The organism is Serratia sarumanii, from assembly GCF_029962605.1.
Classification (GTDB): Bacteria; Pseudomonadota; Gammaproteobacteria; order Enterobacterales; family Enterobacteriaceae; genus Serratia; species Serratia sarumanii.
In genome coordinates this window covers 3,707,855-3,719,634 of the sequence record NZ_CP124750.1, presented here as the reverse complement: position 1 = coordinate 3,719,634, position 11,780 = coordinate 3,707,855, and the positions used below count along the sequence as shown (strand labels likewise).

9 protein-coding genes are annotated in these 11,780 nt (G+C 63.5%); 2 read left to right on the top strand and 7 right to left on the bottom strand.

Features of this window, described 5'->3' with window-relative positions; genetic code table 11:
- The first annotated feature begins 6 nt into the window (after positions 1–6).
- Entirely contained in the window at positions 7–624 is a 618-nt protein-coding gene (locus SSARUM_RS17665) for a pyridoxamine 5'-phosphate oxidase family protein (RefSeq protein WP_060430446.1), read from the top strand.
- Here SSARUM_RS17665 and SSARUM_RS17660 read toward each other — a convergent pair.
- Together SSARUM_RS17660 and yegD are read right to left on the bottom strand one after the other, a co-directional pair.
- The gene (locus SSARUM_RS17660) at positions 621–1,193 is read right to left on the bottom strand and encodes a GNAT family N-acetyltransferase (protein ID WP_060430444.1); all 573 of its coding nucleotides are present in this window, start codon (positions 1,191–1,193) and stop codon (positions 621–623) included. The two genes, SSARUM_RS17665 and SSARUM_RS17660, sit on opposite strands and share 4 nt — an antisense overlap.
- 51 nt (positions 1,194–1,244) lie before the next feature.
- The gene (gene yegD / locus SSARUM_RS17655) at positions 1,245–2,597 is read right to left on the bottom strand and encodes a molecular chaperone (protein WP_033648831.1); all 1,353 of its coding nucleotides are present in this window, start codon (positions 2,595–2,597) and stop codon (positions 1,245–1,247) included.
- 164 nt (positions 2,598–2,761) lie between these two features.
- Here yegD and alkA point away from each other — a divergent pair, with 164 nt between their 5' ends.
- A complete protein-coding gene (gene alkA / locus SSARUM_RS17650; protein WP_060430442.1) occupies positions 2,762–4,252 on the top strand; it encodes a DNA-3-methyladenine glycosylase 2 in 1,491 nt (496 codons plus the stop codon).
- Between the two features lie 9 nt (positions 4,253–4,261).
- Here the strand turns inward: alkA and SSARUM_RS17645 are convergent, their stop codons facing one another.
- The 5 genes from SSARUM_RS17645 to ppx form a co-directional block, all read right to left on the bottom strand.
- On the bottom strand, positions 4,262–4,615 hold the full coding sequence (locus SSARUM_RS17645; RefSeq protein WP_033635531.1) for a DNA-binding protein: 354 nt from the start codon (positions 4,613–4,615) through the stop codon (positions 4,262–4,264).
- Positions 4,616–4,807: 192 nt separating this feature from the next.
- Positions 4,808–8,134: a diguanylate cyclase gene (locus SSARUM_RS17640; protein WP_060430439.1), complete on the bottom strand. Its 3,327-nt coding sequence runs from the start codon at positions 8,132–8,134 to the stop codon at positions 4,808–4,810.
- 185 nt (positions 8,135–8,319) lie between these two features.
- Complete coding sequence (gene mgtE, locus SSARUM_RS17635) at positions 8,320–9,753, bottom strand: magnesium transporter (RefSeq protein WP_033635529.1); 1,434 nt, start codon at positions 9,751–9,753, stop codon at positions 8,320–8,322.
- 103 nt (positions 9,754–9,856) lie between these two features.
- Positions 9,857–10,039, bottom strand: coding sequence for a YfgG family protein (locus tag SSARUM_RS17630; protein WP_004941600.1), 183 nt, complete (start codon positions 10,037–10,039; stop codon positions 9,857–9,859).
- Between the two features lie 181 nt (positions 10,040–10,220).
- Positions 10,221–11,771, bottom strand: a complete 1,551-nt coding sequence (gene ppx, locus SSARUM_RS17625) for an exopolyphosphatase (protein ID WP_033635528.1) — start codon at positions 11,769–11,771, stop codon at positions 10,221–10,223.
- Positions 11,772–11,780 lie beyond the last annotated feature (9 nt).

The following is an 11,780-nucleotide window of genomic DNA, read 5'->3' as shown; positions in this document are numbered from 1 at the left end:
ACTGCAATGTCTGGCGATACCATCAACGACCTCGCGACGCTGGAACAGCTGTACGGCAAACCCGCCGCGCCCTCGGTGTTTAAAGAAGTCAGCTATATTCACCCGGCGTACCGCCCGTTTATCGAGGCGGCGCCGTTTGCCGCCCTCTCGACGGTCGGGCCGGACGGCATGGATGTCTCGCCGCGCGGCGATCCGGCCGGTTTTATCCAGATCGAAGACGAGAAAACCCTGCTGCTGCCGGATCGGCGCGGCAATAACCGCATCGACAGCCTGCGCAATATCCTGTACGACAACCGGGTGGCGCTGCTGCTGCTGATCCCCGGCATCGGCGAAACGCTGCGGATTAACGGGCGGGCGGAGATCGTGGTGGCGCCGGCGGTGCTGCAGCGCTTCGCCTACCGCAATCAGCTGCCGCGTTCGGTGCTGCGCATTAGGGTGGAGGCGGTGTTCTTCCAGTGCAGCCGGGCGATCTTGCGTTCGGGACTTTGGGAAGAGGGCAACCGCCTCGAACGTTCGGCGCTGCCCAGCCCCGGCCATATTTTGGCCGCGGTGAGCCAAACGCGCTTCGACGGTGAGGAGTACGACCAGGCGCTGCCGCAGCGGCTGAAGGATACGCTGTATTAATCGCCGCGGCGTTCGCGCCACGTTTGCCGGTTCAGCCGGTACAAGACGTGCTTTTGCAGCGGATGGCCCGCCGGCAGGCGTGGGTGCAGGAAGGTTTCGCCGTCAAATTGCATGCCGATGCGCGCCATCACCCGGCGCGACGGTTGGTTGTTTTCGGCGGTGAAGGACACCACTTCCGGCAAGTGAAGCGTGTCGAAGGCGCACGCCAGCGCCGCGCGTGCCGCTTCAGCGGCGTAGCCGTTGCCCCAGTGGGCCGCCGCCAGCCGCCAGCCAATCTCCACGCAGGGGGAACAGGGCAGATCGTCGCCCGGCCGCGCCAGCCCGACAAACCCGATAAAGGGCGCGCCGTCTTTCACTTCCACCGCCCATAGCCCCCAGCCATGTTGTTGCATGAAGGCGCGGATGCGTTCGGCCTGCGCGTGGCTTTCCTCGGCCGTCATCGTCGCCGGGAACGGGAAATAGCGCATCACCTGCGGATCGGCGTTAAGCGCAGCGAAGGCCGGCAGATCTTCGTCGCGCCAGGGGCGCAGCCGCAGCCTGGCGCTGTCGAGGGTAAGGATGGTTGACATGATGCATAGCCTCCAATGAGCAAGGGCGCGGCGAGCCGCGCCCTTGGGCCGTCAACGGAACAGCGTTTGCGCCCAGCGCGCCAGCCCGGCGGTGACCGAGCCGAAGTCGTTGCCGCCGACGATCGGAATGCCAGGCAGCTGCTGTTGCAGCGCGGCGCGCAGCAGGGGGGAGCGCGCGCTGCCGCCGGTCAGGTAGATCACCTGCGGCGCGGTCTGGCTGCTGGCCAGCGCGGCGCTGACCTGTTCCTGGATGCGCATCAACGGCTGCGAGATGGCGTCGGCGAGCTGAGCCTGGCTGATGCTCTCCGCCAGATCGGCCTGCACGAAGCCAAGCGGCGCGCTGATGGCGGTTTGGCCGGACAGGGCTATCTTACTCTCTTCGGCCGCGCGCACCAGTCGGTAGCTCAGGCGCTGCTGGTACACTTTCAGCAGGCGTTTGACCTTTTCCGGCTCCGCCGCGTCGAGGATCAGATCGCGCAGCACACGGCCGTTGGCGGCGCTGTAGAAGTCGTTTTGTGCCGGCACGTCGTTGGTCGCCACCGCGTTCCAGTAAGGCAGCGCCGGCAGGGCGATGCCTTTCGCGGTTTCGCCGCCCAGGCCGAACAGCGGCATCAACTGTTTGAAGGCCAGCATGATGTCCAGATCGTTACCGCCGACCCGGCAGCCGCTGTGCCCCAGCAGGCTTTGCTGGCGATCGGCGCGGTCGCGCCACTGCGGCCCCATCAGCAGCACCGAGCAGTCGGTGGTGCCGCCGCCGATGTCCACCACCAGCACGGTTTGCTCTTCGCTCAGCGTCGCCTCGAAGTCCAGCCCCGCCGCCACCGGCTCGAACTGGAATTCAATGGCTTTGAAACCGGCGCGTTCGGCGGCGCGCTGCAAAATGCCCTGCGCCTGCCGGTTGGCCTCTTCGCCGCCGATGCCCTGGAAGTTGATCGGCCGGCCGATCACCGCCTGCTCGATACCGGTCTGCAGCACGTTTTCCGCCTGGCGTTTGATGTGGAACATCATGGCGCACACCAGGTCTTCGAACAGGGCGATCTGCTGCGGCTTCAGGCCGTTGGCGCCGAGGAAGGATTTCGGCGAGCGCACGAAGTACACCTCTTCCGGATCTTCCATGTAGTGCGCCAGCGCCTGCAGGCCGAACAATACGCTGTCGCCGTTGACCGGAATGTCCTCTTCGCGGTTGTAACTGATGGCGCGGCGCAGCAGCTGCTGGTTTTCTTCGCTGCCGGTCGGCACCTGCCAATGGCGGTGCAGGCATTCGCTCACCGCTTCGCGGGTCGGCGCGCACAGCATCGAAGGCAGATACGGTTCGTTGTTTTCCAGCGTCAGCAGCTCGGGGCCGTGGTCGCGCATCACCGCGACGGAACAGTTGGCTGTCCCGTAATCGAATCCAATAAACATCTCTTTTTTGTCCCCATGCCAATGAAGGGGGGCGACTTTACCCGAGACGGAGCCGGCGGGCAATGCGCCGATGCGCGAGTGTCGAAAAATTTAGCGGGCGCGGCATCGGCATGCTTAACTTAATGTCCGAATTCCGCACGTCAGCGCGCCAGGCGAGCCCCATAATGCAGAAAAAACCGAACCCGAGCGTTGCCATGAATACTCAACAGCAAGCGTTGTACGACGCGCTGCGCGCGCGTGACCGCAAATTCGACGGCCGCTTTTTCGTCGGCGTCTCTTCCACCGGCATCTATTGCCGCCCGGTGTGCAGCGCCCGCACGCCGAAGCTGGAAAACTGCACCTTCTATCCGAGCGCGGCGGCGGCCGAGCTGGCGGGCTTTCGCCCCTGCCTTAAATGCCGGCCAGAGCTGGCGCCCGGCCTGGCGCTGATCGATCTGGGCAACCGCTATGCGCAGGTGGCGGTGCAGCTCATCGAGCAAGGCTATCTGTCCGAACACAGCTGCGAAGCGCTGGCGGCGCGGCTCGGCATTTCCGATCGCCACCTGCGGCGCATCTTCGCCGAACAGTTTGGCGCTTCGCCGATCGATTACGCGCAGTCGCACCGGTTGCTGCAGGCCAAACGCCTGCTGGCGGACACCGATCTGCCGCTCAGCGAGGTGGCGTTCGCCGCCGGTTTCGGCAGCCTGCGGCGTTTCAACGAGCTGTTCAAGGCGCGCTATCGCCTGATCCCGTCTGCGCTGCGCAGCGGCGGTGCGCGCGGTGAGCGGGCCGCCGCCAGCGGGTTGGTGTTCCATCTGGGCTACCGGCCGCCCTATGACTGGGATCGCATGCTGAATTTCCTGCAGGCGCGCGCCGTGCAGGGCGTGGAGCGGGTCGAGAGCCGGCGCTATCTGCGTTCGATCGCCGTCAACCAGGGCGGCACGGAGTATTGCGGCTGGGTCAGCGTGCAGCCGGAGGAAGCGCGCAACCGGGTCAGGGTCGAGATCGCGCCGGCGCTCAGTTTGGTGACGACGGAGGTGCTGCGCCGCGTGCGCCTGCTGTTTGATCTGGACGCCGCGCCGGATCGCATCAATGAGGCGCTGGGCTCGCTGGCGGCCGATGCACCGGGGCTGCGCCTGCCGGGCTGCGTGAACAGCTTCGAGCAGGCGGCGCGGGCGGTGCTGGGGCAGTTGGTCAGCGTGAAAATGGCGGCGACCTTCGCCGGGCGGATGGCCGAACGCTGGGGAGAGCCGCTGGCGGCGCCGCACGAGGGCATCACCCATGTTTTCCCCAGCGCAGAACGGGTGGCGCAGCTGCAGCCCGAAGCACTGCGCCCGCTCGGGGTGCAGCTGAAGCGCGCGGCGGCGCTGATCGAGATCGCCCGCGCGCTGGGCGAAGGGCGGCTGCAGCTCGACAACGTGCTGGATATCGACCAGGGCATCAGGGCGCTGACCGCGCTGCCGGGCATCGGCAGCTGGACCGCCAGCTATATCGCGATGCGCGCCTGGTCTTGGCCGGACGTGTTTCTGGCCGGCGACTACCTGATCAAACAGCGTTTTCCCGGCATGACGCCGCGCCAGATCGAACGCTATGCCGAACGTTGGCGCCCGTGGCGCTCTTACGCCACGCTGCATCTGTGGCACAACGACGGCTGGGCGCCGGAAGGGGAGGATTGAGCATTCGGGCTAGCGGGGGGGCTCGATCAGCTGCAGCAGGCGGCTCATGCCCTCGCGCATCAGGAACGCCAGCAGCTTTTCCCGCTCGGCCGGCGTCAGGTGATAGTAATACTCGATCCAGACCCGTATCGGATCCTGGCGTTTGACGTCGTAGCCCGGAGGGTCTGTCTCGCGCAAGGCCGACAGGCTGCGCGCCCCGTACGGCAGACTGTCGATATGGTATTCCAGCGCTTTGCCCTGCACGCCGCTGCGGCGGCGGCTTAGCCAGCCTTCGCGCCGGGCCATCAAATTGACCCCTTGCGGGGTTGAAGGCAACCCCGCCTTGCCCATCAGTTCCCTGGCGGAAAACCATTTCTTTTCCATAGTCCCTTATCCCTGAGCCATCACATGTCGAGGAAAATCAACGGATACGCTGATGTTCGCATGGGAGTTTCATCTTATTTAATCGTTTAAGCTTCAGGTGTTATTTATATCACTAATCTCGCATGGGTTAACACAATGTGAATAACGGGAGTGCGGCGCCGCCCGCGAGACGGCGCCGGTGAGGGGGAGGGGTTAGCGAATGCCGAAGTAGCCGTCGCTGAGCAACACCGCCAGCGGCTGCTCCAGCGCGACCTGATCGCCATCCGCCAGATCGACGCCGATATCGCGCAGCGCCTGCAGCGTCACCGGCTGGTGGGCCGGCCCGGCGAGCGTCTGCGCTTTGATCCGATGCGCCGCGCCGTTGAGCATCGAGACCATCAGTTCATCCATCTGGTTGCAGTGCACGTTGGTGATAAAGCGTTCATCGACGCGAATGATGTCGATTTTCTGATCGCCCAGCTCATCGAAGGCATTGATGTTATGCCCGAAGCCATTGACGATCAGCCGGCAGCCCAGTTGCTGCAGTTCGCGAAGACACGCCCGGCACTGCGCGGCGTGTTCCAGCACCACGGCCTCATCGACGCTGAACAACAGTGCCTGCGGCGGCAGCGAGGAAGCGCGCACCCTTTCCGTCAGCTCGCGCTGGAAGTCGGTGTTCAGCAGGCTGTCGGTGGCCAGCGGCAACGCGAGCGACAGCCCTTTGCGCTTGATGTCGTCGGCGCAGCGTACCAGCAGCTGCGCCACCGTCCAGCGGTCGATGTCCGGCATCAGGCCGTACAGCTGCGCGGCGGCGATGAATGCCTCGTGCGGCAGCGGCCGATCGTCCGGCGCCATCACCTGCAGCTTCACCTGGTGGAACGCGGCCGACAGCGGCGTCGCCGGCGGTGCGACCGCGCGGGTCAGCAGCCGCAGCTGCCCCTCGCTGACGATCGTCTGCACTTCCTGCAGGCTCAGCAATTCATGCTGCCGCTCCAGCAGCTGTTTTTGCCGTGCTTCATACAGATATACCTGGCCGCGCCCGTGGTGCTTGGCGGTGTAGCAGGCGATGTCGGCCTGGGCCAGCAGCTCGCTGCTTTTGGCGTCGCCGCCGATGCGCGTGATGCCGGCGCTGGCGCCGACGCGATAAATTTTCCCTTCCCAGTAGAACGGATGCTGGCTGATTTGGTTGACCACCTGTTGCATCAGCGATTTGGCCTGCTCCGGCCGGCAGTCGAACAGGATCAGGCCGAATTCGTCGCCGCCCAGCCGGGCGAGGCAGTCGCTGTTGCGCAGTTGGTGCCGCATCAGCTGGGCGATGTCCCGCAGCAAGGCATCGCCCGCCGCGTGGCCGGCGGTGTCGTTCACCGCCTTGAACCGATCCAGATCGAGGAACACCAGCGAATGCGGCGGCGACGGTTCCCCGCCGGCGACGATTGCCGCTTTCAGCTGCTTCTCGAAGCTGGCGCGGTTCGGCAGGCCGGTCAGCGCGTCGTGCGAGGCGCTGTAGCTGAGCTTTTTCATCAGTTCGCGCGAGGCGGTGACATCCTGCAGCACCATCACCGCGCCCATGGTTTCACCGTCGAGGGTTTTTAGCGGTGAGACAGACTGCTGCACGTCGAAATAGCGCCCGTCGCGGCTGTGCAGCACCAATGCGTAATCCGCCGGCCACTGCCGTGGATATTGCGTGAGGTTTTCGATTTCCGGGCCGTCTTTGCCGTTGGTCAGGCGCACCACGCCGGCGACGGGCATACCGATCGCCAGATCGAGCGGCCAGCCGCACATCTGCTCGGCCACCGGATTCATAAAGGTAATGCGCAGGTGGCTGTCGGTGGAGATCACCCCTTCGCCGATGGCGTCGAGGGTGATGTGCAAACGCTCTTTCTCCTCGTGCAGCGCTTCGGCGAGGCTCTTGAGCTCGGTCATGTCGATATTGGTGCCGATCATGCGCAGCGGCCGGCCCTGATCGTCGAGGATCACGTTGCCCTGGCCGCGAATATGGCGCACGCTGCCCTGGCGGGTCACGATGCGGTATTCCATGACGAAAGGCTTGGGGTCGGCCAACAGCGCGGCCAGCTCGCGATCGGTGCGGTCGCGATCTTCCTGCACCAACAGGGTGCGCCACAGCGCCAGCGTCGGCGTTTGGTCGGGATTGAGATCGTAGAGTTCGAACATGCGCTGATCCCAGGTGAAGTTTTCCTGGTTCATCACCCATTCCCAGATGCCGACGCCGCCCACCTGATTGGCCAGCGTAATGCGCTCCACCAGCCGGTTGTTTTCCGCCTGGCTGCGCTTCAAATCGCTGATGTCCTCCACCTGCGAGATGAAATACAGCGGCAGGCCTTCGGCGTCGCGCACCAGCGAGACCGCCAGCAGCGCCCAGACGGTCTGGCCGTCGCTGCGGATGTAGCGTTTCTCCATGGTGTAGCTGCTGATATGGCCATCGAGCAGGTCGTGCAACTGGCTGAGATCGGCGGTGAGATCGTCGGGATGCGTAATTTCTTGAAAGGTCAGCTTATGCAGCGCCTCAGGCGTATAGCCGAGCAGCGCGCACAGCGCCTGATTGACCTGCAGCCATTTCCCCTGCGGCGACACCAGCGCCATGCCGATGGCGGAATACTCCAGCGCGCTGCGAAAGCGGCTTTCGCTCTCGACGATGTGCTGTTTTTCCACCCGAAAGGCGTGCATCACCACCGCCATCGCGTGCGCCGGGATTAAAATCAGCAGCATCGGCAAGTACAGACCGAGATCGCCAAGGTGCTTGCCGGAAGCCTGGAAATGCAGCAACCCCAGCGAAATCATCACGGTGATCAGCAAGAGGGTGCAGAAGCAAACGGTGAACGCCCCAAAACGCGGCAGTGCGATGGCTGCCCACAGCAGCGGCAAAATCACGAACGTGAACGGAAAAGGCAGGTAGGTCAGCGCCACAAAGCTGAAAGCCAGCGTAACCATCAGCGTCAGCAATAATGGAAACGGGTTCAGCGCCGTCAGGGTGCGACGGTTATAAGAGAGGCCGATCGGCGCCAGCGACAGCACCCCTATCGCTTCGGAAATGAACCAGGTACCGAACGGCTGCCAAAAAGGCTGGCCTGGCGCGGGCACCAGGCCGGCGGCCAGCAGCGCGCTGAACAGCGGGGTAAAAATCACTGCGCAGACCACAAAACGCAGCCAACTGGCGAGATCGTTCAACGGATCGTACGGGTCTAGCATGCGGCGCAACAGCAGGGCGCAAACCGCCGCTTCCAGCAGGTTGATGGCGGCCAGCTTGACGGGCGTGGCGCTGACGCCGAACAGCAAGAAGCTGGCGAGCACGATGCCGAGGCCGCTGGCCAACAGCGGCAGGCCCCAGTGGCGCGGGGCGTGGCGGTACAGCACCGCGATCGCGGCGGCGGTCGGAAACCACAGCGGGGTGAAGTGGCTGGCTTCGCTGGACAGCGACAGGCTCAGCAAGGCGAGCAGAAACGTCGCCAGCGCCACTAACAGGGAATGCGTCAGCACGACGCCTTTGTGGGTGCCGAACGTGTTCGGCGCGCTGATCTCCATAGACACCCTTACCGATGGCCTCTGTCAGTGATTGGATTCATGACGTGGATGAATTAAGACGATTTATTGGCAAAGGTTAGTACAGCGCGAGAGGAAAACCTACCGGGATGGCCGACTTTACTGCGTTAACGCAAACCCGGCGACAGAATGGCGAAAAAGCCGGCGCGCGGCCGGCTTTTCGCGTATTACAGCAAGAACAGGGTGGCGAGGCCGAGGAAGATGAAAAAGCCGCCGGTATCGGTCAGCGCGGTGATGAGCACGCTGGAGCCGACCGCCGGATCGCGGCCCATTTTGAGCATGGTCATCGGGATCACTACGCCCATCAGCGCCGCCAGCAGCAGATTGAGCAGCATCGCCAGCGTCATCACGCCGCCCATCGCCGCGTCGCCGTACAGCAGCCAGGTGATGACGCCCATGATGCCGCCCCACACCACGCCGTTGATGATGGCGACGCCCAGCTCTCTGAGCATCAGGCGCGAGATGTTGCCGACTTCAATCTGGTGCAGCGCCAGCGCGCGCACGATCATGGTGATGGTCTGGTTGCCGGTGTTGCCGCCGATGCCGGCGACGATCGGCATCAGCGCCGCCAGCGCCACCAGCTGGGAAATGGTGTGTTCGAACAGGCCGATCACCCGCGAGGCGATGAATGCGGTGCAGAGGTTGATCGCCAGCCAGGCCCAGCGGGTCTTGACCGCCTTGCTGACCGGGGCGAACACGTCTTCTTCCGGGCTCAAACCGCCCATGCGGCGCAGGTTGGTGTCGCTCTCTTCGTTGACGGCGTCGACGATCTCTTCGATGGTCAGGCGGCCCATCAGTTTGCCCTTGGCGTCAACCACCGGGGCGCTGATCAGGTCGTAACGTTCGAACGCGCCGGCCGCTTCATCGGCCTTGTCTTCGGGCTGAAAGGTGGCGGGATCGCTGTCCATCACTTCGCGCACCGGGATCTCCGGATCGTTCAGCAGCACTGCGGTCAGTGGCAGCTCGCCCAACAGGGTGTTTTTGCGATCGGTGACGAACAGTTTATCGGTGGCGTCGGGAATGGTTTTGCGCATGCGCAAGAAGCGATGCACCGCGCCGAGCGTGACGTCCGGCCGCACCGTCACCAGTTCGAAATCCATCATCCAGCCGACGCTGTCTTTGGCGTACTGGCTCATCTCGCGCACCTGGGCGCGCTGCTCCGGCTCCAGCGAGGTCAGCAACCGGCCCATCAGGTTACGCGGCAGGTATTGCGCCAGGTAGGCCTGTTCGTCGACGTCTAGCGTTTTGATCGCTTTGAGCAGGTCTTTGTCGCTCATTTCCTCGATCAGGCTGTCCCAGACCGGTTCGGCGACCTCCACCAGCGTCTGGCCGCGCTTGCTGTTGCCCACCAGCCGCCACAGCGCCATACGTTCGTCCTGCGGCAGCGCCTCCAGCAGGTCCGCCAGGTCGGCGGCGTGCATATCGTCCAACAGACCGGTGATTTCCGCCGTCTGGTTCAGCAGTTCGCTTTGGCTGAGGGCGTGTTCATCCCCTGGCCGGCCGAGAATGCCGTCGACCAACTCCTTATTGTTCAACAGCAGAGTGAGAATGCGCTGGCGGTATTCAGCGACTTTTTTGACGTTATGGGTTGCGGCTGACATGGTGTTCCTTTACGGGCGCTCGGCGTTCCTGACGCAGGCTCATTAAAAGATAGAGCATAGCGGGTGCCGGCGTCATTTTTATGAAACGGCCGGGGTGCGGCGGTTATTCAGAGGAGGCGTCCTGTTGCGGCGCGCTGACTTCGGCGGCGTTTTGCGCAGCGGCCTGCTTTTTTTCCTGATGATGAGGCACCGCCACCACGGCGGCGTACAGCAGTCGGCCGACTAAAATGATAAAGCTGATAAACAACACTATCTTCGTCATCTGTCCGGTGGTTTTCTTGCGCATATATCACCCGGTATGCCGGTGTCCTGTGTTATTCGCTCGAGAATTTGTAAGCGGATTTTAGGCGCTGATGACAAAAGTTGTCCATTTTTTTCCGGCGTGCGGGGCGGTGTATTAGGGCTTCGTTTAGGTTGACGGGGCGAGGGCGGAAAGAAAAACCCCCTGTCTGGCAGGGGGCGGGGGATCAGGCGGAGCGCTGTTCGTTTTGCGAGCCTTCTTCTTCGATCAGCAGCTTCCAGCCGACGACGTCGTTCCAGTAGGCCTGTTCGCGCTCGAAATCGAGCTGCACCAGGTTGTTTTGTGCCAGGTAGCCGGCCGGGAAGCGCAGCGTCCAGTGGTTGTCGTCGGTGGTCAGGCGCAGCGTTTCCGGCGTGGTGGTCGACTGACGCTGGTTGTTGAGCAGGGTGCTCAGACGCAGCAGCTGGATCAGCGGCAGGTAGTGCTTCTTCTTGAACAGGTTGAGGCGCGGCAGCTCTTCGAGCTTGATCGCTTTGCGGTGGAAACGCACCAGCGCCGCCAGCAGCAGCTGCTGTTCCTGGTTGAAGCCAGGCAGGTTGGAGTTTTGCAGAATGTAGGCCGAATGGCGGTGCATGCCGCTGTGGTTGATGCTCAGCCCCACCTCGTGCAGCATGGCGGCCCATTTCAGCAGCGCTTCCAGTTGCGGATGCGCCAGCTTGGTGTTTTGCGCCATCCACTGCGAGTAGAGCAGCTCGGTGGTTTCCAGCACCCGCTTGGCCTGTTCGCGGTCGATGTTGTAGTGATCGGCCAGGCTCTTGGCGGTGCGGCTGCGGATGTCCTGATGGCGGAAGCGACCTTCCATTTCATACAGCACGCCTTCGCGCAGCGCGCCGTCGGACAGGCGCAGATCGCGGATCGCCAGCGCGTCGAACACGCCGCACAGGATAGCCAGCCCCGGCACGAACACCGATTGGCGATCCTCCGACAGCCCCGGCAGGCTCAGCGAACTGAAGCTTTTGAACTGCAGCACCTGTTCGGCGAGCATTTCCAGGCGATCCAGGGTGATGAGACCGTCTTTTTCCCCCATCGCCACCAGCACTTCGTGGGCGGCCTTGATGGTGCCCGAGGCGCCCAGCGCGTACTGCCAGCCCTGAATGCGGTACTGCCAGGCCAGCGTTTCCAATTTTTGCGCCGCCGCCAGCCGCGCGCGGCGGAAGTTGTTTTTGCTGATCTCGCCGCCCGGGAAGAACAGCTGGGCGAAGCTGACGCAGCCCATGCGGCGGCTTTCCGCCAGCAGCGGCTCGAAGTCTTCGCCGATCACCAGCTCGGTGGATCCGCCGCCGATGTCGATCACCAGCTTGCGGCCTTTCTCCGGCTGAGTGTGCTCCACGCCCATGAAGATCAGGCGCGCTTCTTCCTGGCCGGCGATGATTTCGATCGGGTAGGGGATCACTTTGGCGGCGCGCTTGAGGAACACTTCGGCGTTCACCGCCTGACGCAGGGTATGGGTGCCGACGATGGTGACGTTATCCGCCGGGAAGCCCTGCAGCCGTTCGGCAAACAGCGCCAGGCAGGCCAGGCCGCGTTCTATCGCCTCTTCACTGAGTACGTTGTTGCTGTCCAATCCGTCGGCGAGATGCACCCGCTGTTTTAAACGGCCCAATACCTGTAAGGCGCCGTTGACGACGCGGGCGATCACCATGTGGAAACTGTTCGACCCGAGGTCGATGGCGGCGATTTCCTGCGGTTTGTTCGTTGCAGTGTTTTTTAGCGGCATAGTTGCTGG